The organism is Streptomyces sp. Wb2n-11 (assembly GCF_001049855.1).
Lineage (GTDB): Bacteria > Actinomycetota > Actinomycetes > Streptomycetales > Streptomycetaceae > Streptomyces > Streptomyces altiplanensis.
Window position 1 is genome coordinate 36984 of the sequence record NZ_CVPB01000005.1, and the last position, 21290, is coordinate 58273.

At 66.5% G+C, this 21290-nt stretch carries 18 protein-coding genes and 2 pseudogenes; 13 read left to right on the plus strand and 7 right to left on the minus strand.

The annotated features are described in order from the left end of the window. Nucleotides 1-107 precede the first annotated feature (107 nt). Nucleotides 108-434, plus strand: a complete 327-nt coding sequence (locus BN1555_RS36550; protein WP_093804231.1) for a hypothetical protein — start codon at nt 108-110, stop codon at nt 432-434. A 90-nt stretch (nt 435-524) separates the two neighbouring features. Here the strand turns inward: BN1555_RS36550 and BN1555_RS36555 are convergent, their stop codons facing one another. Next, nucleotides 525-926: a RidA family protein gene (locus BN1555_RS36555; RefSeq protein WP_093804400.1), complete on the minus strand. Its 402-nt coding sequence runs from the start codon at nt 924-926 to the stop codon at nt 525-527. A 101-nt stretch (nt 927-1027) separates the two neighbouring features. Between BN1555_RS36555 and BN1555_RS36560 the strand changes: the two genes are divergently transcribed. Next, nucleotides 1028-1411 carry a winged helix-turn-helix transcriptional regulator gene (locus tag BN1555_RS36560; protein ID WP_093804232.1) on the plus strand — a complete coding sequence of 128 codons (384 nt, stop codon included), beginning with the start codon at nt 1028-1030 and terminating at the stop codon, nt 1409-1411. Between the two features lie 435 nt (nt 1412-1846). On the opposite strand, the pseudogene BN1555_RS36565 reads toward BN1555_RS36560, so the two are convergent. Next, nucleotides 1847-2526: pseudogene (locus BN1555_RS36565) on the minus strand (IS6 family transposase). 514 nt (nt 2527-3040) lie between these two features. Then, complete coding sequence (locus BN1555_RS36570; protein ID WP_093804233.1) at nt 3041-3811, minus strand: bestrophin-like domain; 771 nt, start codon at nt 3809-3811, stop codon at nt 3041-3043. 2022 nt (nt 3812-5833) lie between these two features. On the opposite strand from BN1555_RS36570, the gene BN1555_RS36585 reads away from it, so the two are divergent. From BN1555_RS36585 to BN1555_RS36595, 3 genes are read left to right on the plus strand one after another with little or no spacing between them, the layout of a single operon-like run. Then, nucleotides 5834-6115: a hypothetical protein gene (locus BN1555_RS36585; protein WP_093804234.1), complete on the plus strand. Its 282-nt coding sequence runs from the start codon at nt 5834-5836 to the stop codon at nt 6113-6115. Between the two features lie 5 nt (nt 6116-6120). Next, on the plus strand, nt 6121-7173 hold the full coding sequence (locus BN1555_RS36590) for a polyprenyl synthetase family protein (RefSeq protein WP_093804235.1): 1053 nt from the start codon (nt 6121-6123) through the stop codon (nt 7171-7173). Nucleotides 7174-7190: 17 nt separating this feature from the next. Beyond that, entirely contained in the window at nt 7191-8354 is a 1164-nt protein-coding gene (locus BN1555_RS36595; RefSeq protein WP_093804236.1) for an oxygenase MpaB family protein, read from the plus strand. A gap of 77 nt (nt 8355-8431) precedes the next feature. Here the strand turns inward: BN1555_RS36595 and BN1555_RS36600 are convergent, their stop codons facing one another. Continuing rightward, nucleotides 8432-10138 (minus strand): IS1182 family transposase, encoded by a 1707-nt coding sequence (locus BN1555_RS36600; protein ID WP_255306557.1) that lies wholly within the window; start codon nt 10136-10138, stop codon nt 8432-8434. A gap of 158 nt (nt 10139-10296) precedes the next feature. Between BN1555_RS36600 and BN1555_RS36605 the strand changes: the two are divergent. Continuing rightward, nucleotides 10297-11079, plus strand: a pseudogene (locus tag BN1555_RS36605) (ISAzo13 family transposase); the annotation flags it as partial. Between the two features lie 12 nt (nt 11080-11091). Here BN1555_RS36605 and BN1555_RS36610 read toward each other — a convergent pair. Continuing rightward, on the minus strand, nt 11092-11847 hold the full coding sequence (locus tag BN1555_RS36610; RefSeq protein ID WP_093804237.1) for a transposase family protein: 756 nt from the start codon (nt 11845-11847) through the stop codon (nt 11092-11094). A 359-nt stretch (nt 11848-12206) separates the two neighbouring features. On the opposite strand from BN1555_RS36610, the gene BN1555_RS36615 reads away from it, so the two are divergent. The 7 genes from BN1555_RS36615 (at nt 12207) to BN1555_RS36645 (ending at nt 18412) form a co-directional block, all read left to right on the plus strand. Further along, a complete protein-coding gene (locus tag BN1555_RS36615) occupies nt 12207-13274 on the plus strand; it encodes a terpene synthase family protein (RefSeq protein WP_218058278.1) in 1068 nt (355 codons plus the stop codon). 30 nt (nt 13275-13304) lie between these two features. Then, on the plus strand, nt 13305-14366 hold the full coding sequence (locus BN1555_RS36620; RefSeq protein ID WP_093804238.1) for a polyprenyl synthetase family protein: 1062 nt from the start codon (nt 13305-13307) through the stop codon (nt 14364-14366). A 142-nt stretch (nt 14367-14508) separates the two neighbouring features. Beyond that, nucleotides 14509-14943 (plus strand): hypothetical protein, encoded by a 435-nt coding sequence (locus BN1555_RS36625; RefSeq protein ID WP_093804239.1) that lies wholly within the window; start codon nt 14509-14511, stop codon nt 14941-14943. A gap of 33 nt (nt 14944-14976) precedes the next feature. Further along, a complete protein-coding gene (locus tag BN1555_RS36630) occupies nt 14977-15417 on the plus strand; it encodes a hypothetical protein (RefSeq protein ID WP_176710373.1) in 441 nt (146 codons plus the stop codon). A gap of 88 nt (nt 15418-15505) precedes the next feature. Then, the gene (locus tag BN1555_RS36635) at nt 15506-16885 is read left to right on the plus strand and encodes an ABC1 kinase family protein (RefSeq protein ID WP_255306558.1); all 1380 of its coding nucleotides are present in this window, start codon (nt 15506-15508) and stop codon (nt 16883-16885) included. Between the two features lie 189 nt (nt 16886-17074). Next, nucleotides 17075-17437: a hypothetical protein gene (locus BN1555_RS36640; protein ID WP_141662986.1), complete on the plus strand. Its 363-nt coding sequence runs from the start codon at nt 17075-17077 to the stop codon at nt 17435-17437. A 285-nt stretch (nt 17438-17722) separates the two neighbouring features. Further along, entirely contained in the window at nt 17723-18412 is a 690-nt protein-coding gene (locus BN1555_RS36645; protein WP_176710374.1) for a tRNA-dependent cyclodipeptide synthase, read from the plus strand. A 191-nt stretch (nt 18413-18603) separates the two neighbouring features. Here the strand turns inward: BN1555_RS36645 and BN1555_RS38680 are convergent, their stop codons facing one another. After that, nucleotides 18604-18903 (minus strand): hypothetical protein, encoded by a 300-nt coding sequence (locus BN1555_RS38680; protein ID WP_141662987.1) that lies wholly within the window; start codon nt 18901-18903, stop codon nt 18604-18606. A 451-nt stretch (nt 18904-19354) separates the two neighbouring features. Beyond that, nucleotides 19355-20710: a guanine deaminase gene (gene guaD, locus BN1555_RS36650; RefSeq protein WP_255306559.1), complete on the minus strand. Its 1356-nt coding sequence runs from the start codon at nt 20708-20710 to the stop codon at nt 19355-19357. Nucleotides 20711-21290: the final 580 nt, after the last annotated feature.

The window sequence follows — 21290 nt, forward strand, 5'->3', positions numbered from 1 at the left end:
GCGCTGCTCACTGTTCGGGGGACGGCCCGCTCCTGGACGGCGCATCAGCCCTTACGGTCCAGGCAGGCGCCAGAATGCAGCGCCAGGCGATCACGAGGAGTCATCACATGCGCAGGATTCTCACCTCGGCCGGAGCACTGGCCGCCGCCGGCCTGCTCACCGTCGGGCTGACCACGTCGGCCAGCGCGGCCACCGGACAGCTGTACGTCGCACAGGACGGCCAGACAAGGGTCTACAACAACCCACCCGCTCGGGCCTGCATCAAGAGCGACCCCGCCAAGGGTGACGTCACCTTCACCAACAGGATCGACGACTACGCCTATTTGACCGACGCCCTGTGCCAGCGCCTCATCGAGGGCCCGGGAGATCCCTACCTGCGCAGGGGCCAGACCCGCACCCTGCCCGCCGGAACCTCGGTAATGATCCGCGCCTGACGGCATATCACGAAACTGCGAGCCACCAGCCGCCAGCAGTGATCTTTTGAAGACACTGCCTAGGGCCGTGGGACGTGCGAGGAGGAGACCTCAAGCGGGCAGTTTTGTGTCGATGACGAAGCTGATTTCGATGACCTGGCCGGGCAAGGTCAGTTCAGTGATGCCCAAGAGCGTGCTGGCCGGGCGGTGGTCACCGAAGTACCCCAGGTTGCCCCCCGCCGTCGCCGCGGCATTCTGCCGCAGGTTCACCACGTACAGGGTCTGCGAGACGACCTGGTTACGGGTGGCGCCGTAGTGGTCCAGGACCTTGTCCATGTTGGCGTAGGTCTGCTTGAGCTGGGCGGCGAAGTCGCCCGCGTAGAGGAACTCGCCTGCCTCATCGAACGAGAGCTGTCCAGAGACGTGGATCAGCTCGCCGGACTTGATCGCCTGTGAGTAGCCGAAGTCGCTCTCGGCCGGCACGTTGTAGTTGAAGACATCAGTGGTGTCCACGGTGCTCACTCTTCCGGTTAGCTCTCTTGTAGTTACTCGGGAACTGTAGGAGAGTGATGGTTGAACTGGAAGAACGCACTTTTCGGTGACTGAGGAACCTGATGGTGACCAAGCAACTACTCAAGGGCCTGCCCGAGGACGCCGACCTGCGGCGCGCAGACTCCCTGGCGCGGGAGATCTTCTCCGACGTCGCCAACAAATGGGCGCTCCTGATCATCGAGACGCTCGGCGAGCGCACCCTGCGCTTCAGCGAGTTGCGAAACGATGTCGAGGGCATCAGCCACAAGATGCTCACCCAGAACCTGCGCATGCTGGAGCGCAATGGCCTGGCCGACCGGAAGGTGTATCCCACCGTGCCGCCGCGGGTCGAGTACACCCTCACCGGGCCGGGCCGGGCCCTGCGCACCGCGGTCAACGCCATATGCGGCTGGACCCACCAGCACCTCGGTCACATCGAGAGTGCACGCGGCCGTTTCGACGCCTGACGGGCACGCAGCGACACCCTCGCGCGTTGCGCGATTCCTTGATCGGTGATCGGTCTCACGTTGGTGGCCACCAACGTGGCCCGCGCTTCGCCTGATCGGGCTGCCGAGCCATCCTGTGCCATAGGTTCAGAAACAGACATCTCGCAGGCGGCGGACCGTCCCATGGACTTGCTGCTATTCCTCGTGAACATCCATGAGCCTCAAGCTCACCAACTGCTGCAACCGGTGAACAAACGCTGCTGTTCGAAGAGTGAACGAAGCCAGAGGACAGCTGCGCTCTCAGCGGGTGGCCTGCAGGTCGCCGGCAGTGTTGTGCCGCTCGTCCCACTCCTGGATTGCCATGCGCAACATGGCGGCGGGCGTTGTCACGTTGTTGGGTGCGTGACTGCCTGACGGTGCGTCGGGGCATGGTGGGCCTGCGGCCCGGGCCTGTCTTCAGGCCGTGGTGGGCAGGTGGGCAGCGCCGGTGACCTGCTTCCAGATCGCGAAGCGGACGGTCGTCTCGGCGCGGTGGCCGGAGGCGGTCATCAAGTGGCGGCGGGGCCGGAAGTGGGGCGAGATACCGCTGAAGGCGGACAGGAACCGCTGTGCCCCGCCGGTACTGCGGAAGCCCTTCATCGCCCGTTCGCGCTGCCTCGTCGGCTGGTGGGAGTTCTCGGCCCGTTTGTTCGGGCCTTTGTGGGAGCGGTGCTCGACCGAGGGCATCACCTCGCGGTGGGCCGCGCGGCAGGAACGAAGCTTGTCCGTGACGATCACCCGCGGCACGGCCCCGGTTCCTCGGAGGAGCCGACGAAAGAAGCGCCTGGCCGCGGCCTTGTTGCGCCGGCTCTGGACGAGGACGTCCAGCACGTTGCCGTCCTGGTCGACCGCGCGCCGGAGGTACTTCCGCTCGCCGTTGACCGTAGGAGAGACCTCGTCCAGGTGCCACTTGTCCCCCGGGCCTCGCACGCCGGCGGCGCAGCGCGTTGGCGTAGGACTGCCCGAACTTCGGACACCACCAGCAAATCGTCTCGTGGGACACGACGACGCCGCGCTGCAGCATCAGCTCCGCCACCTCACGGAAATGACAACGAGAAGCGGAAGTACAGCCACACGCAGTGGGAGATCACCTCCACCGGGAACCGGTGCCCCTTTGTGCGACGGCGGCATACTGCCCACGGACAACCCCCTCCACCATGATCAACCCGAAGATCATTCCACCCCGCCAGCCAACGTGACAGTGCCTCACCACCCAGTATCCCGCCCAGTCCGTTCACGGCATGCTCCTGGTCAGCCTGCACGGCCCCTTCCGCGGGCAGCCGTAGACCACCGCCGCGGCCCGTGGCATGCTGCGCCGGGCCGCAGCCCGTGTGGAGATCGGCCGGATGGTACCGCACGCCTTCTGGCACAGCTTCGCCACCGCGGTGCTGGACGCCGCACGGGGCAACGCGGTGATCGCGGTAGCCGGGCAGAGCAGGTTCCCACCTGGTTGCGGTAACCCCGAGCGCCGTGAGCCAGCGAGGGGAGGCGCACTGCACCCCGAATGCCATCCGTACGCATTGGTACGCAAAACGAACGCTCCACGATACGGTCGGCACATGCGGTGCAGCAGGCCCTAGCTGACTTGACAGCGCCCTTCGGACGAGTGGGTCAGCAGGGTGGGTCGAGCGGTGAGAAAAGGTCGAGGAACGGTTGGGTGGTGACACCTAGTCCCCGGCCGAACGGATCATCGAAGTCCCAGATCAGGAACAGCAGAAAGGCGATCAGCGCGCTGAACGCTCCGGCCAACAGCAGCTCCCGCGCAGACCGGCGGATCTGCAGCGTGAACATCATGCCCACAGTGACCACGGCACCCACTATCAGGCCGAACCACACCAGGCCGGGCATCGTCGGCCCCATGTTCTGCCCACGGATGTTACGGGACTCGTCGGCCGCGGCGACCAGATCGACCATGGACTGGTACGTCTGGCTCTCAAGTTCACCCTGCGGCACGCGGTTCGTTATGTCGCGGCGCACCTGTTCGAGCAGTTCCGTCCCACGCGGGGAAAGGGACTCGTGCTCCCGCATGTGCGTCCACTCGGTGTTGACGACGTACGAGACATAGGCGTCGATGTCAGCCCGGACGCGATCACGCACCGCCGGCGGGTAGACCTGCGCACGTGCGCTCATTTCGTGGAGCGCCTGAGCCTCGTTGAACGCGTTGTCCTGCGCGGTGTTCCTGGCCTCCCACACGCCCGCGATGGCGAGGCCGAGGACAATCGCGTAGATCACACCGATCATCATCGTCATGTACTCGATGACATCCGGCGTCTCGGAGGGGTCCTCATCCTCCCCCACCCGTCGCTGCCGCAGCACCACGACCGCGATGACCATGACGCACGCAGCCGCCATGGCGATGGCGAGTGCCACCCATTCCGACATGGAAAACTCCAGTGAAGGTCTTGACCGATGAAATGCGACACGTGCAAAAGACCCGGCCGGGTCAGGAGCGTCCGGTGCCGCGAGATGAACGTGAACGTGAACGTGGGCGCAGAGCGACGGCGGCGAACAGCGCTGGAACGGTGATCACCAACATCGTGGTGACCATGGACGGTGCTTGGCTCTCGGGAGAAGAAAACGCATGGCGGCCGGGGACGGAGTATGTCTTTGTCGACCGCGGAAACCTGGTCTTTTCAACTGCGGGTGCTGACGCCGTAGTGCGTGTGGTCGGTGCGGCCGTCTTGGCTGAGGCGGATGGCAGCGGTACGAGCGGAGCCGGCGTTGTGGGCGGGCGGGTAGGCGGGCGGCCTGTGCTGGGCGTGGGGACCGGTGTTACGGGGGAGGGCGGCACCGCAGTGGAAGGAGGCGCAGGAGGAGACGGTGCGGGAGGGGGCGGCGACGGTGACGGCGCAGGAGGCGCGGGAGGGGGCGGCGACGGTGACGGCGCGGGAGGCGCGGGAGGCGCGGGAGGGGGCGGCGACGGCGACGGCGCAGGAGGGGGCGGCGACGGTGACGGAGAGGGGCAGTGCGGAGGTGGTGTCGGTCTGGGGCAGCCCGGGTGGTGCGTGGGCGGCCCGCTCAGCGGCAGGTGCAGCGAGGATACGAGGTCCCCCACCGTGCCGAGCAACCTGGGCAGTTCAAGCTGGAGACATATTCGCAGCGGGACACCGGCACGGCCGTTTCCGGGGTCTGCGTCAACGGCCTTGCCTGACGCGCCAACAAGGAAGAAGCAGAGTAGAAAAGTTCCCGCCGTTACCCCGGCAGGCCGAGTCGCCCACCAGGCTGTCCGGCGTCTGCTGGGGCGCAGGGAAGAATCGCATCCGCTCACGCCGAGGATCGTACGGCTTTCCGGACGTTGGTAAGACCACCCACCTGCAAATAGGACCGTATGAAAAGGAGCAGGCTCTTTGAGCAGTGGCGAGGTGAGTGGTTCGCCTGCCGGGTGTCACATGTGGCGATTTGTCGGTTTCTGTGGCCAGTGGTTGCCCGAGCGCAGAACAGGCATGGCCGTTGGTGATCATGCGGGTGTCGAGTCCGTATGAGCACTGAGCCGAGTCCACGCCTGCGAGCTCATCTTTCCGTATGCCCTCATCCTTGCGGGAACTGGGGGACCCCCTCAGTCCAGACGCGTTGGAAACGGTCACTGAACTGCGAAGTTATCTGGTCGAAGTGCCTGATCCGCAGTTCCGTCATGGCATCCGGCACACGTGAACGGCCCGGCTTGTCGCAGCGGCGGCCACCGTTCCGTCCGGCGCCGTCTCGATGCCGGTGATCGGCGAGTGGGTCACCGACGCACCTCAATGCGTACTGGCCTTGCTCGGGTTCCGGCCCGACCCGCTGACCGCTGCATTTGCCCACATCGGCCATCCCCACGTACGCCAAGCCCTTCAAGTCGTGGGCTGGAAACGGAGTATAGGAACCGGCAAGCTGACGATCGAGCGGGTCCACCTGGTCACAAACCTGCCGCCCGGAGCGGCCACCGGTAGCGAATTCGCTGCTGGATCCGCGGGCACCGGCACGTCGAGAACCGGCTCCACCACGTCCGCGACCGCACCTCCCACGAGGACGCCTGCAGAATCCGCACCCGTGACCTGCCCCGCATCATGGCCGGCCGACGCGACCTTGCCATCGGTGTCCACCGCCAGGACGGCCACACCAACATCACCGCCGCCCTCCGCCGTGCCGGTCGCAACCACAAGGGCCCCTCACGCCCTTGAACTGAGCTGACAAACCCGGACCAAAGATCACTTCTCAAAGACCCTGCGAAGAGAAGTGCTGCCAACTGACTTTACCCACTCAAGGGTTGGCGGTGCCATTCAATTGACAGGCCCACCATTGCAGAAGATCATCACCCAGAGGGGATTCACGCGGCGGAAGTCCCGGCCAACTGGGCAGAACCTCCCGGGGCTGTAGTCCGTTCGGCTACAGCCCGTTTTCCTGTGGGCCAGCAGACGAGGGGATGCCGTGACGCAAGCCGATGACGGTGCAAAAGCCGGCCGCGAGAGCGACGCCGTACTGATTGCTGCCGGAGTGGCCGACCTGGCGCTCAGCGGTATCGCGGCGGCCTTGCGGGGAGCGCGGGGACTGCTGGGCCGGTCCGACCTGGCCGAGCTGGCCCAGGACGGTCAGACAGAGATGAAGGAACGCGGGCGACTGGCAATGCAGCGGTATACCTCCGTGCCCGAGCCCCACATGGAGTTGCTTGCCCGGCGGGTCGCCGCTCGTCTCAACCAGAGTGACACCTGAAACAGATGCTTGAAACCGAGGAACAGGTCGCACTCCGAGCGCGCGTCGACGCGGCACTCCGGACGTTCGCACGGCAGGAGACGGACCAGCTCATCGCCATTGATGCTGATCTGCTGCCGGTGGTGGAGCAGTTGACCGTAGCCGTGACCGGTGGCAAACGTCTACGCGCGGCCTTCTGCTACTGGGGGTGGCGGGCAAGCGGGCAACCGGACAGCGACGCGCTGGTGCTAGCTGCCGCCGCGATGGAGTTGGTGCACGCCGCAGCCATCGTCCATGACGATCTCATCGACGAGAGCCCGGTGCGGCACGGCGTGCCCAGCGCCCATATAGCTCTGCGTGCGGCGTTCACGCGCCGTGCGCGCCCTCATGCCGGTGGCAAGGCCTTGGCCATGCTGACCGGTGACCTGCTGATGTCCTGGGCCGGGCAGCTGTTCACCTCCTGCGGCCTGCCGGCGGCCTACCTGGCCCGCGCCCGTGGACTGTGGGCGGTCATGGCCAGGGAGCTGATCGCCGGCGAGTGCCTGGAGATCCTGCGTACGGGGGCCCAGCCCGACACGGGCGACAGCCTGAAAGTGATCCGGTACAAGACAGCCAAGTACACCGTTGAACATCCCTTGCACATCGGCGGCGCACTGGCTGGCGCTCCGGATTCACTGATGAAGACTTTTACCGCTTACGGGCTGCCCCTCGGCGAGGCGTTTCAGCTACGGGACGACCTGCTCGGGCTCTTCGGCGACCCGGAACGTACGGGCAAGTCGAACCTGGACGACATCATCGGCAACCGACCCACCGCCCTACTCGCCGAGACCTGGTCGGCCGCCACTGCCGCCGAGCGCAGAGAACTGCGCGGCCTACTCGGCCGACGTGGCCTGGACAGCGAGGGATTGCTGCAGGTGCGGGCGATCGTGGAACGCACCGGAGCACCCCACCGCATCGAGGAAATGATCAGCCAACGCGTAAGCGCCGCGACGGCCACCCTCACCGGCGCGAACCTACCAGCCGCCCCAGCCCGCGCACTGTCCCAGCTGGTGGCCTCGGCCGCCGCCCGCCAGTCCTGACCCGCCGAAAGGATTCCATGCCTTACACCGACCAGTCCATGAACGCCCTGCGGGACATGGGGGACGAACTCGCTGACGCGACGGTGAACACGCTGTTTGAGCGTGGCGAGATCGGTAAGTTCAACACCCTCATGCGCTACTTCTCCACCGTCGGCCAGGAGCTCCCCGACGGACTGCCCGACGTGGCCCGCGAATATTTGCACGCCACCAGCACGCCACCGACCTGGGTGGACTGGGGCGAGATGGAAAAGTCCCGGCTGTTCTTCATCGACAACAACGTGCACATCTCCACCGCTCTGTCCTTCGCGGCCATGCCGGCCTGCTACACCATTCCGCATGTGGCCAAGCTGCTCAGCGCCAGCCACTCCCTGGAATACCCCTCCCGACGTATGGCCGAGACCGGACAGTTCACCGTCTACCTGATGCAGCCCGACGCCTTCGAAGCAGGCAGCCGGTTCATCCCCGCCGCGCAGAAGGTACGTCTGCTACACGCCTCCATCCGTTACCACCTGCGCCAAGAGGACCGCTGGGACGTAGCCGCCCTCGGCACACCGATCTGTCAGGAGGACATGATCGGCGGGCAGATGATGTTCTCCATCCAGGTCCTGGACGCCCTGCACCGCCTAGGCATCCATATGTCGGTCGATGGGGCTGAGTCCTACTTCTACGCCTGGCGTGTCGTCGGCTCCATGCTCGGCATCAGTCTGGACGACGCACCGGCCGACCTGGACAGCGCCCGGCAGTTTTCCGACCTGTACATGACCCGGCACATGGGCCCCTCCGAAGAAGGAGCGCGGCTGACCCGCCAGCTCATCGACCTATACGAAGAGGTGGTCCCCGGAACCCTCTTCGACCCGGTGGTGTCCGCGCTGATCCGCTACCTCATCGGTGACACCTGTGCCGACTGGCTCGAAGTCCCACGAACGGGCTGGGACACAGCCGTCAAAGCCGCCCCCGCCCTGCTCGGAGTCCTCGAGCGCATCGAAGACAGCTCCCCCCTGGGGGCCTGGGCCCTGGACCGCCTCGGCCACATCACCACCCATCTGGAACTCAGCTCCCTCACTCGCGGCCGGGTCATGCAGTACGCCATTCCCGAACAGCTCAAGAGCGACTACGGCGTCACCTCCACCACCCCCCGTACCAATCGCTGGACACCACCGCCTGTGACAGCCCAGCCCTGAGAGGGCGGAACGAGAGTGCAAGGGTGTTTTGTCGTCATCTAAGCTTGACTCTGTCGGGGATCTTGGAGTCGTCGAGGTCAGGTGTCCAGGGTTCGCCAGGACTTCGGCCGGGGCAGCTCGCGCTGGTCGAGGTATTTCTGGAAGGCAGTCGGTCGGCGGGGCCTGGGTGCTTCCTCGGCCGGTGACAGTCCGCTGAGACGCTCGATGTTGACGGCGATGGCCGTCAGGACGTGCTGGATGTGGGCTTTCCTCTGTCCGCGGTAGCGGCAGCGCCGCATGCCGTGTCCGTGGGCGAACTCGTTGACCGTGCTCTCCACTCCGGAGCGGACCGCGTAGCGGGTCTTCCACTCGGGTGTCTGTTGCTCGGTGCGGACGCGGAGTTGCAGGTCGCGGAGTTCTCGTGGGGGAAAACCCACGGTGCGGGCGCTGTCCGCGGTGGTGGTGCACTTCGTGCGGGCCGGGCAGGGCCGGCACTGGCTCTTGGTGAATCGGGCCACGATCAACGGTGCCGCCGTGGGCGAGGAGGTCGGGTAGGGGCCGTGCCAGCCCGCGCTGACCTGCCCCTGGGGGCAGGTGACCTGCTGCCGGTCGTAGTCGATGTGGAAGTCGTCCCGGGCGAATCCCGCGTTTTGGCGGTGCTGCCGGGTGGGGTTGCTGTTCAGGGGCCCGGAGACGGTGACCTGGTGTTCACGGGCGGCTTGTTCCAGGTGCGGCAGCGAGGTGTAGCCGCCGTCGACCAGGTGCTCGGCGGGCAGGAGTTCGCGGCGGGCGAGGCGGGTGTGGATGCCGGGCAGGACCTGGCTGTCGTGAGTGGTCGCCGCGGTGGTGGCCACGTCCGTGATCACGTTGGCGCCGTCGGGAGCACAGGTCTCGGTCAGGTGAGCGGCGAACCCCTTCCAGCCGATGATGTGCCCGTGCCGCGCGTAGCGGGCCGAGGTGTCGTAGGGCGAGACGACCGCCTGGGACGAGGGCGGCAATCCGGGCCCGCCTTCCTTCTCGGCGGTGCGCCAGCGCAGGTGTCCTGCGGCGTCACGGTGGTAGTTCTGCACCAAGATCTGGCGCAGGGCCTGGACATGCGGTCCGGACGTGCGGTCTGTTCCGTGCCGGTAGAGGTGTTCCAGGAGCCGGACGGCGTCGTTCCCGGTGGCGAGGATTCTGGTCTTGGGCTTGGTGGGGTTCTTGCCCAGGCGGACCGGCCGGCCGTAGCGGCGCCCCCAGTCCTCATCGACCAGCTCGTCGAGTATATGAGGGGAGACAGCGGCGACTTCTTCGAGTGCGGCGCGGACCGCCTCGGTGATCAGTTCCAGTCGGGTCAGGTCCCGCACCGCGGCCAGGACGTGGGTGGAGTCGGTGCGCTGCGTGGTGCGCTCGCGTACCAGTCCAGCCTCTTTGAGACGGGCCAGTGCAAGGTCGAGAAGCCGGTCCGCACGGTCGCCTTCGGCGAGCCGGTCGCGGAAATCGGCCAGCACACTGTGGTGAAAGCCGGGATCGTCCAGCTCCATGGCCATCGCGTACTTGAAGTCGATGCGGCAGCGGACCGCCTCGGCGGCCTGCCGGTCCGACAGGCCGAGCAGGAACTGCAGTACGCAGACGGTGGCGAGTTGAGCTGGCGAGAGACCCGGACGCCCGTCACGCGGGTACCAGTCGGCGAAGTCCTCGTCACACCACAGCCCATCGAGACGGTCGCGTACCCATATCGCCGTCGTACCGTCCGGGTTGCTCGACCGCGCGACGTGCGCAGTCAGAGACGGGACTTGCTCACCGGAACGGGGGCGAAGGGACAACGGGCACCTCGACATCTGCATCGGTCGGCGGAACCACCCGAGCATGCCCGTTGATCATGCTGCCGCACTGGGAAACTCCAAGATCCCCGACAGAGTCAAGCTAAGGGTCTGCCGATCATCAAGGTGTTGCTTCCCGCGGTTCGGCTCGTTGGTGTGGTATGCGCATATCTGGCGAGGTCCGTGGTCAACTTGCGGTGAAGGTCGAGGTGTTGTTCCCACATCTGGACGAGCGGCAGCGGCGTCTGCTGATGGGAGCTGAGGCCCGGCTCCTGGGACACGGCGGGATCCGGGCCGTTGCCCAGGCGGCCGAGGTCAGCGAGACCACCGTCCGCAAAGGCGTGGACGAGTTGGAGGCGGGGGCGGAACCGCTGGGCCGGGTCCGCCGTCCCGGCGGCGGGCGCAAGCGGGCGGCGGAGGTGGATCCGCAACTGCGACCCGCGCTGTCGGCTCTGGTCGAGCCGGATATGCCCGGGGATCCAATGTCGCCGCTGCGATGGACGACGAAGTCCACGCGCAAGCTCGCTGGCGAGCTCACCAGGCAGGGTCACCACGTCTCGGCGGATACCGTCGCTGACCTGCTACGGGAGGAAGGATTCAGCCTCCAGGCCAACGCCAAGACCGCCGAGGGCGTTCAGCATCCCGACCGGGATGCCCAGTTCCGCTACATCAACGATCAGGCCAAGGAGCACATAGACGCTGGCGACCCGGTGATCAGCGTGGACACCAAGAAGAAGGAGTTGGTCGGCCGCTACAAGAACGGGGGCCGTGAGTGGCAGCCGAAAGGAGCGCCGGCCCAGGTCAAATCCCATGACTTCCCTGACCGGCAGGGTCCGGGTAAGGCGATCCCGTACGGGATCTACGACGTCGCCGCGAATACCGGATGGGTCAGCGTCGGCACCGACCACGACACGGCCGCCTTCGCCGTCGCCTCCATCCGTCAGCCTTTTCCCACCTCAGGTTGAGGCGTGGTGAAGGGCGAGGACAGCCTTCAGGATGTCGGTGATGCGGTTGGTGCTGCAGCGGATTTTCCGCAGGAGGCGCCAGCCCTTCAGCGTGGCCATGGCTTGCTCGCCGAGGCAGCGGATCTTGGCGTGAGTGCTGTTGTGCCGTCGCTTCCAGCGCTTGAGCCGTCGGCCGCGGAAGGGGACCCGGACCGGGCGGCCGGCACCTTGGTATGCCTTGTCCGCCCAGCACTTCACGTCCGCGTCGGCAAGGGCGTCGATGATGCCGTGAGCCCGTGCGGCGGTCAGGTCGTGGGTCGAGCCGGACAGTGCGGGCGAGGCCCACAGCAGACGGCCGAACGGATCGGTGAGAACCTGGACGTTCATGCCGTGGCGTTTGTGCTTCCCGGAGTAGTACGGGGTGTCGGCGGCGATGCGGTCGATCGGCAGCAGGGTGCCGTCCAGGATCACGAAGGCCTTCGTCCGGATTGTCTTCATGGCCTCGGCCAGTGTCGGCGCGAGGACGGCCAGCACCTCGACAGCCTCGCGTATGTAGCGGAACACGGTCGCGATTTTGATACCGAATCCTGCGGCGAGCTGGGCGTACGTATCGCCGCACCGCAGGTGGGCCAGGACCAGCAGGGCCTGGCGGCCGGCCGACAGACGGCGCCACCGTGTCCCGATCTCCCGCCGGCGGGCAGCGGGTTGCCTGCTCAGATACCTCAGGGTGCGGGTGGACAGATCGATCGAGGACGGGTAGACAAGCACGCGAAGCTCCTGGCGGACGTGGGTGATCTTGGTCGAGAACCCCTCTACCAGGAGCTTCGTTGTTCCGTACCGCCCTCTCCCACCAACATCTCTGCGCTGCAGCCAGGTTGAAAACAGCTCGCTGATACTGGATCTGCTTGATCCGGAGGAAGCGAGAAGACCGCCGATGCCACGCCAGAGCCGTTCACGCGAATGATCTGGTCCTCGCCACGGGGACCGACTGCGGAAATCTGGTTATTAGATGGAATTACCAGGATTTTCACCTGTTAGGTGGGTTATTTCTTCGAGGTATCGCCGCTGGCACGGATCGGATGCCAGCCTGTAGAAGCAGGACATGCGGTCTACGGGAAGGATCTTCCGTGGTCGACTCTCTGATCGATGTCGAATTGCCTCCCTTCTACTGTCCGCTGGAGTCGCGCTCCCACCCCCGCACCCCGCTCATCGAACAGCGGGCGATGGAATGGATCCGCGCTTCCGGTATGTGCGCGACCGACGAGGAGTATTGGCGGGTCGTCGGTTCGCGGAGTGTGGATTTCTACGGAAGGTTCGCTCCCGCGGCGGACGATGATCGCCTTCTGGCTACGGCGTTGTGGGTGTACTGGGGCTTCGCGTTCGATGACGCGCGATGCGACAAGGGACCACTGAGTAGGCGGCCTGCGGAGTTCAACGTGCTGTCCGGGCGTGTGCAGCGGGCGTTGGAGGCGCCATCGGCCCGTGACGAGGGCGAGCGGTTCGTACCGCCACTGCAGGACATCGCCGGCCGTTTCCGTTCCTTCGGCACCGCCACGCAGTTCCGCCGCTTCACCACGGCTCACCGTGCATGGCTGTCGGGCGTCTGCTGGCAGGTCGGCAATCGCGCGCACGGGCGTATGCCCCCGTTGGACGAATACCTGGCCATGAGGCTGCTCGCTTCCGGTGGGGAACCGACGTTCGCCATGCTGGAGTTGGCCACCGGCGTCCCGGTGGATGCCGCAGAGATGCACCGGCCGGCGGTGCGCGCTCTGACAGAGATGGCCATCACCGTCGCCGCACTCGACAACGACCGGCATTCGGTACGCAAAGAACTCGTCAGTGGCCAGGACATGAACATCTACAGCGTCTTGACACAGAGCGTGGGCATGTCCTTGGCGCAAGCCGTCAGGACAGCTACCGGCCTGCGCGACCGCGTCCTGACGCGGTTTCTGGACCTGCACGAGCAGGTACAGACGCGAGCGAGTGCCGAGCTGAAAACCTATTTGCTCGGCCTGTGCCACGGCATCCGGGGGAACGCCGAGTGGGGACTGCGCGTGCCGCGCTACGTCGATCCGGAGGCGGGCCTGGTCGCTGACGACGAAACGCCGCTGGTGTGGGCCCAGGCGCCGGCCGACAGCAGCAGCGACCCGGTGCCCGCCCCGTCCATCGCCTGGTGGTGGGACGACATCGCGTAGCCGGCGGGGCGCGAGACAAAGGATGAACGCATGAATTCTCTGTCCACGGTTCAGGACGGCAGCATCGGCGAGGTCATCGACCGCTGCCGTCGTCTGGTCCATCCAGCGCTGCGGGCGGTCGCCGATCAGCTCCATCCGCAGACCGGCCTGATGGTCCGCTACTCCTTCGGATGGTGCGGTGCGGACGGAATCCCGCATCCCGACGCCCGCGAAGGAACGGGTAAGGGAGTCCGGCAGGTTCTGGCCATCCTGTCCGCGGAGGCCGTCGGCGGGTGCGGCAGGGACGCCGTGCCGGCCGCAGTGGCAGCCGAACTCGTGCATGCCTTCAGCCTCGTACACGACGACATCATGGACGACGACGAACAACGGCGGCACCGCCCCACCGTGTGGAAGGCGTACGGCATTGGTCCGGCGGTCCTGGCCGGTGACGTACTGCTGACCCTCGCAGTGGAGACCGCGGCCCTCTCCCCCACGGACCGCTCTCCGCAGGCCCTGCGCCTGCTGTGCGGCTGCCTGCGCGCGCTGATGCACGGACAGGCCGAGGACATGATGTTCGAAGAACGTCCATGGCGTGGTCCCGGTGCGGTGACAGCCGCGGAATACCGGACCATGGCGATGAACAAGACCGGCGCTCTGCTCGGCTTTTCGGCCGGCCTGGGCGCCCTGCTGGCCGGTGGCACACCGCAGCATGTCAAAGCCTTTGACGCAGCCGGTCGCGAGATGGGGCTGGCGTTCCAGATCATGGACGACGTACTGGGGATCCGGGGAGAACCGGTCCGCACCGGCAAGCCCGTCGGAAGCGATCTGCGTCGGCGCAAGAAGTCGCTGCCTGTACTCAAGGCCCTGGAGCGAGGCGGCTCGTCGGCTCGTCGGCTGGCCGATCTGTTCGCTGGCCAAGAGAGCCTGGACGATGCGCAGGTGGCGCAGGCCACCGAGCTGATCGAGAGTGCGGGCGGCCCCGCTCTCGCACTCGGAGAGGGACACGCCGCCTTGGCGCGTGCGGAGGAAGCCCTGGCACCCTTCTCACTCCGCCCCCGCGCCCGGAGGGAACTGGCTGCTCTGGCGCACTACCTGATCGAGCGCGTCCGCTGAGACCGCCCCGCGTATTCCCATGGACTGAATTCATAAAAGAATATTTTGCCTCCTGGGCAGAAAAAACCCATCCCCAGGAATTTAGCAGGCATGGCTGGGAATGCTTGAAACAACATCCGCCTCGGCCGAAGTGAGGAATGTCGTGGCCGACATCGATGGAATCGAAATCGAAGTGCTGACCGGCGATGAACCGGACGCGGGCACGGACGCCCTGGTCTATCTGGGTATCGCGGGACGCGAATTCCTGCTCGACAACTATGACGAGGACGACTTCCGACGCGGGGACAGGAACACCTTCAGGCTGGGCCGTGGCAGCACGGTCACGCACCCGTCCACGAACGACCCGTCCTCGCCGCAACTCACCCTCGACGACGTCGACCGGCACCCGGTGTATCTGCGCCTCAACGCGCAAATCCCGAGGGACGCATGGCTGTTGGACAACGTCTGGGTCACCGTCCGTGCCGACGGCCCGGACGTCCGGTACGGCCGTTCCATGCTCGACGGCTCGGGAAGCGACCACACCATCTGGCTGGGTATCCGCGACGGATGCGTCCTACACCTGGAACGCGGACGATAAACCCTCGAATTGACTCCCGAAAGGCGGAGGCGAATGGGTAAAAGCACGAGTGACACTTTCAGGGATCTTCTCGGTGGTATCACGGATGACCTCAAAGAGGCGTTCGACGACATTATCGACTACGACGAATGGGACAGGCGCAGGGGCGGAAGGCGCAGGGGCGGTCGCTGGCGGCGGCGCGACGACGACGGCCGCTGGTACGACCGGGACGACGATCACTGGCGGCAGCGCGAGGACGACGGCCGCTGGTACGACCGGGACGACGATCACTGGCGTGGTCGGGAAAGGGACCGGTTCCCGCGTAGGGCGGCTGCTGACCTTCCCCGTCAGAGCCGGCGGGGCGAGACCGAGCAGGAAGATCTCAAAGAGACCGTTCAGGCCCTCAGATCTGAACTGAACTCGTTCGTAGAGGCGCTGCGGGAGACATCGGTCGCACGCGGATCCTCAAACGGTGAGGAATCGAGGCGCACCTGAGGTCCGGGTCCTGTCTACACTTCGCTGCTCTGTCAATCCTCAAGACGGGACCACAGTGAGCAGAGGCCGTCTGAACCAGGTGTCCCGGGTGTTCGGACAGCTGGCGGCCGAGGAGTTGTCCCGGGCCCTGCGCAACAACCGTCCGGGAAAGAAGGGGTCCCTCGACGAGCAGGCGCAGCAGAAGTCTGAGCGCGCTCAGAGTGTCCGCAGGGCTTTCGAGCAGCTCGGCCCCTTCTACATCAAAGTCGGCCAGATCCTCTCCACCCGCCCGGACGTCGTTCCGGACTATGTGATCCCGGAGCTGGAGAAACTGCACGACAGCGCCGCTGTTCTGCCCTTCTCCGAACTACAGCCGGTACTGCGTGCGGAACTCGGTGCGAACTGGGCCAGGGAACTGAGAGACATCGACACCCAGCAACCACTGGGCGCGGCATCCCTGGCTCAGGTCTACCGTGCCACCCTGGCGGACGGACGGCCCGCCGTGGTCAAAATCCAGCGTCCGGGGGTGCGCGAGACGGTTTGCCAGGACATGTCGATCCTGCGCCGGACGGCGCGCGTGACCGGGCGACTGGCCCCCCGCTTCACCGCCGTGATCGACGTCGAGGCCATGCTCGATGTTCTCTTCGACGCGATGCGGCCGGAACTGGACTTCACCGCCGAAGCACGAAACATGCGCCGGGCCGCCCAGCTCACCTCGTCTTTCAAGCACCTGGCAGTGCCCGAGGTCTTTCTTGCCACCCCCCGGGTCCTGGTACAGAGCCTGGCACCGGGCCAGTCCATCCGCCACGCCGACCACGACGCCTTCTCCACGGACGAACGACTGGGCATCGGAGAGGACCTCCTGGCGTTCGTGTTCCGCGGCTTCTTCATCGACCGCTTCTTCCACGCCGATCTGCACCCCGGGAACGTCTTCGTGGCGCCCGGGGAGAAAGCCACCCTGATCGACTGGGGCATGGTGGGGCGAACCGACCGACGAACCGGCATGCTGCTCATGCTGATCCTCCTGGCACTCGCCCAGAACGACGGTCACTGCCTGGCCAAAGCATGGGTCGAGCTGGGTCACGCCACGCCCTGGGCCCAGGGCGGAGCCTTCGCCTCCGACATGGCCGTCCTGGTGCCGCAGATCGCGGACGCTTCCCTGGAAGAGCTCAACTTCGGGCTGACCCTCACCCGCATCCTGACCTGCTCCACCAAACGGGGCATTCGTACCAGCCCCACGGTCGCCGTGCTGGGTAAGGCATTCGCCAACGTCGAAGGGTCTGTGCGCTACCTGGCACCGGAACTCTCCCTCATCGAGGTCTTCAAGGAGGAAATGCAGCACGTCATGCTGGCCCTGGCGGCCGAGACCGTCTCGAAGGAGCAGATAGCCCGCACCGCACTGGAACTGATGCTCGGCATCGGGGCGGTCGCCGAGCAAGTCCGCGGCCTGGTGGGCAACCAGCAATTCACCTTCCGCACCGGAGACTGACCTCCCACGAGCGCTGCCCGTGGGAGGTCAGATGCCGTCTGTGTAGAGGGGCTTGTTCGGTGTGCCCGGGGAGGCGCCGGTCAGCACGCCCCTTGCCACAACACGTCCCGGCGGCTCGTCAGGCCGTGGTCAAGGGGGTGTGTGATAGAGGGCCCGCTCCGTCGCGCGCACACCTGGTGCGGTGCGGTGATGCGCACGGTGCGGTGGATCTGTCCGGCGGTGGTGCGCACCGATGCGCACCACCGCCGTCCCGGGTGCGCACTACGCGAGGTCCGGGCGCGCCGGGTGCGCATCGAGGGCCTGGCCGAAGCCGACGGCTTCCAACTGGCGCAGGACATCGGCGACGGTTTCACCGCACTCCACCTCGGTGAAGACCTGCGCGACGAAGGTAATGACCGAGTGGGCGATGCCTTCCGCCGCGCCCGGCCCGGCCTGCGCCTAGGACTTGTCCGGCCGATCATGTCGGGCTGCTCTGCTTTATGGCTCGGGGATGACGATCAGCCGAAGGTGATCGACGCCGTCGAAGTCCTCTGCCTGGACTTCGACGGCTGAGGTGTCGAAGCGAAGGGTGAAGCAGGGGTCAAGGCCCGTTTTCGTGTCAGGTGCCGGCACGTTACTGACGGTTCGGGGCGGCAACGGTCAGAGATGGGTGTCTGGGTAGAGCCGAAACTGATGCGTTCGCCGTGTTCGCCGAAGAAAAAGGCATGCACGGGTGATGGCGGCGTGGTGCGCCGGGCTTGCGGACTGCCGGGGTGGTGCTGGCCTGTTGTGCGGGCCGGCCGAGCTCCTCCTACGATCATGGTGAAGGGATGCAAATCCGGCAGGAAAGGGGCGGCTATGGGACCGCTGCCCGGTGTCACGATCCGACCGCTGACCGATCAGTGTTCACGTGTGTACGAGCGGCGGGAGCATGCGCTGTTCGGCATGAGTCCGTGCAACAGCTACTTTTCCAAGGACCGCATCCGGCGCATGCTCCAGTGGGGTCTGCAGGAGTTCGAGTCCGTGCACGTCTTCCTGCCCGACTACGCGACCCGGTTCACCTTTCTCGCCCTGGGCTACGAACAGCGGGCCGCGGAGAAAAAGGCCCGCACGGAGACCAACGCGCTGCGCAACAGGATCAAGCGCGCCCTGCGGTCCCTGGGCGTGGTTGACACCGATGCGCTGATCATCGACTGGAACCGGATCCGGGAGGAGCCGGCCTATCTGACACTGCTGGCACGGGCCGAGGAAACGTTCGAGACCGATACGGCATTCCGACGGGCTTGTCTGGATGCTTCCAGGGAAGTGATCAAGCATCAGCGTCTGCACGGCCGGATGACTGAGGAAGCGCGGCTGCGCATCGCGGTGCGGTACGTGCTGCTGAAGATGCCGACGTTCCTGGACACCGCGGCCATCATCGGTGCTCGCTCCTCCGTGCGCTGCTACCACCGGCCCGCCGCGATGGACAGGGCACTGTTCGCACACCGGTACAGTCTGGTTCCCGCAGCGCATCAGGGTTACCTTCAGGTGGAATTCGATCTGCCCTGACGTGCGTGTCAGTCGAGCACCACCGGGACAGGTCCAGCACTTCCTCGTCGGCAAGCTGATCGCAAACCGCTGGTGCACATCCGCATCCCGGCCCGCGACCAGATCGGGCCGACGGTGCACCGCCGCGACGACGCTCCGCAACACGGTGACAGTGTCCGCCAGGTACACCGGCTCACCAGTACGGTTCATTACTAATGACAACCGGTAGCAGTGAGGTTCCTCCCCTGGAGAGACACCCGCTCACAGACGTATTCGTTGTAATTGTCAGCAACGATCACGGGGACACCAGGATCTCCTCCCGGCACAGGGTCGCATTCCCAGCCGCTAACTGTGAGGCCCTCATCCCGATCTGCCCCAGTGACGGCGATCACGTCGCAGGCGTAGTCAGTTTCGGCTGCGGTGGCGGTGGGAGCGATCACGGCCAGACAGGCCGCTGTGGTGAGAAACAGAGTGGTGGCGGTGGAAACCGTACGGTTCATCGGTCGCTTCATCGGTGTCTCCTCTTCGGCCCGGGTGTTTGATGCTCGCCACTTCGGGCGGTGCACCTTGCGAGCGGGGATAAGGCAGGGATCGGGTCAGGGGACCCGAGGTTCTTGCGCCTGCTCTTTTCAGTGACCCATCCGATACACCACCGTGCACGCTCACACCGCTCCCGGCTCCGCCATATCGGTGACCCGGAGGATCGCAGGACGAGCCCGGTCGCCCCCGAGGGGGCAGGTGCCGATGACTGCCCGGTGCCCAGCCTCTCCGCTGATGAACAAGCCCCCGTGGAGTGCGCAGCTTCGGGGACTTCGAGGTTGCTGCACTGGTTGGCGGGGCTGCCGGCGGACAGCGCCACGGCCAGGCTGTTGAGGCTGCCGGGCTGCCGGGTGGTGGCTGCCCGCGCCGGCAGGGCTGCGCCTGCACCGCTGCGTCGCCTTCAGGCCGCCGGGAGCAAGGGGGTCATCCGAGAAGGGCGGGGTCGTTGTCGCGGTCGTGGACCAGGCGTCCCTGGGCGTAGGTGGCGGCGACGGCCCGCTCGTCGCCGAGGATCATCAGGGCGAAGAGCCGCTCGGTGAAGTCCTTGGCGACGTCCGTGCGCCGGGCGAGGGTGGGGGTGGCGGTGAAGTCCAGGACCGTGAAGTCGGCTTCCTTGCCCACACGGAAGTTGCCGATGACGTGGTCGAGGTCCAGGGCCTGGGCGCCGCCGAGGGTGGCGAGGTAGAAGCCGCGGTAGGGGGACAGGCTGCGGCCGCGCAGGGCGGTGACTTTGTACGCCTCGTTCAGGGTGGCCAGCAGGGAGTAGCTGGTGCCGGCGCCGACGTCGGTGCCCAGCCCGACAGTCACCTTGCTCCCGCGGGCCGCGCGCAGGTCGAACAGACCGCTGCCCAGAAAGAGGTTGGAGGTGGGGCAGAAGGCCACCGACGAGCCGGCCGCGGCCAGGCGCTTGCGGTCGGTTGTGTCGATGTGGATGCAGTGGGCGAACAGGGAACGCTTGGTGAGCAGGCCGTAGCGCTCGTAGACGTCGATGTAGGAGCGGCCGCCGAAGAGTTTCTTCACCAGCGCCACTTCGTCCTTGTTCTCCGCCGCGTGGGTCTGCAGCCACAGGCTGCGGTCCTCCTGCAGCAACCGGCCGGTCATGGCCAGCATCCGCTCGGTCGAGGTCGGCGCGAAGCGCGGGGTGATGCTGTAGCCCAGGCGGTCCTTGCCGTGCCAGCGCTCGATCAGCTCACGGGTCTGCTGCTCGGCCTGGTCCACGCTGCGGTCCCGCAGATAGGCCGGCGCGTAGGGCTCGCGGTCCATCAGCACCTTGCCGCACAGCATGCGCAGGCCCCGCTGCCGGGACTGTTCGAAGAACGCGTCCACCGACGTGGGGTGGATGGTGGGGAACACGGTCGCGGTCGTGGTGCCGGCCGCCAGCAGCCGGTCCAGGAAGAACCCGGCCAGCGCCCTGGCGTGCGCTGCCCGGTCGAACTTCGCCTCCGCGGGGAAGACGTAGGTCTCCAGCCACTCCAGCAGCTGCTTGCCGTAGGAGGCGATCACGTCGACCTGCGCGGCATGGATGTGGGTGTCGACGAAGCCCGGCACGACCAGCCGCCCACGGTGATCGACCCGCTCGGCACCCGCCAGGTGCTGCGGCAGAGCGCGGGCCGGTCCCGCGTAGGCGACCTTCCCGTCAGCTGTGATCGCAAGAGCCCCGTCCTCGAACACCTCCCACGCCGCCGGGTCGGGCACCTCCCCGGGGTCCTTGAGGAAGTGCAGCACCTGGCCGAAGACCACTTTCGGGCGCCCCCGGTGCTGCCCGGCGGGAGAAGGCACAGGAACTGCCCGGCTGTCGGCATGGGCGGCGGGCCCGGCGGAAAGAGCCAAGGCCGGAACCGCGGCCGCGCCCATACCGGCCAGCACACTGCGACGACCGGGCCCCGAGACGGAAGTTGCTTTCTCATCACTCACCCGGTGAGTTTCCCCCGCGGACCACGCCCCACCGCCGCGGCACTGTCCCCGCCACCGGTGTCTCACCCGAATGCACCGCCCCCGGACACGGCACCTGTGGACTGATACGACCAGGTGAGCGGGGTGACGTGCTACCGGACGGCGCCTCCAGGCATCACGCCCCTTCCTCGCCGACGCGGCCGACCGCCACACACCCGGCCCACCGGCCGACCGCAGTTGCAGCCACGCTGCCACGGGCTTGGCCAGTCGTGCCTGAGCCGTCCCCGGCCGCCGACGGCGACTTCCTCGCCACCGTCGGGGCACCACGCCTGAAGCTGCGAGCCCTCGACCCGGTCGGCACCACGGCGGCTACGTCGCCGGTGAACCCAGCCGCGGACGACGACAAGGCGGTCGGACGGCGCGAGGCATTCGAGACGTACCGGCCATCGCCGGCCCCGCGGCGCTG

What these genes read in the sequence shown, in the direction of transcription:
- BN1555_RS36645 (WP_176710374.1), top strand. Translation starts at nt 17,723, where the DNA reads ATGGGACCGCTGCCCGGTGTCACGATCCGACCGCTGACCGATCAGTGT.
- BN1555_RS36595 (WP_093804236.1), top strand. Translation starts at nt 7,191, where the DNA reads ATGCCTTACACCGACCAGTCCATGAACGCCCTGCGGGACATGGGGGAC.
- BN1555_RS36590 (WP_093804235.1), top strand. Translation starts at nt 6,121, where the DNA reads ATGCTTGAAACCGAGGAACAGGTCGCACTCCGAGCGCGCGTCGACGCG.
- BN1555_RS36560 (WP_093804232.1), top strand. Translation starts at nt 1,028, where the DNA reads ATGGTGACCAAGCAACTACTCAAGGGCCTGCCCGAGGACGCCGACCTG.
- BN1555_RS36570 (WP_093804233.1), bottom strand. Translation starts at nt 3,811, where the DNA reads ATGTCGGAATGGGTGGCACTCGCCATCGCCATGGCGGCTGCGTGCGTC.
- BN1555_RS38680 (WP_141662987.1), bottom strand. Translation starts at nt 18,903, where the DNA reads ATGAAGCGACCGATGAACCGTACGGTTTCCACCGCCACCACTCTGTTT.
- BN1555_RS36620 (WP_093804238.1), top strand. Translation starts at nt 13,305, where the DNA reads ATGAATTCTCTGTCCACGGTTCAGGACGGCAGCATCGGCGAGGTCATC.
- BN1555_RS36550 (WP_093804231.1), top strand. Translation starts at nt 108, where the DNA reads ATGCGCAGGATTCTCACCTCGGCCGGAGCACTGGCCGCCGCCGGCCTG.
- BN1555_RS36630 (WP_176710373.1), top strand. Translation starts at nt 14,977, where the DNA reads ATGGGTAAAAGCACGAGTGACACTTTCAGGGATCTTCTCGGTGGTATC.
- BN1555_RS36640 (WP_141662986.1), top strand. Translation starts at nt 17,075, where the DNA reads ATGCGCACGGTGCGGTGGATCTGTCCGGCGGTGGTGCGCACCGATGCG.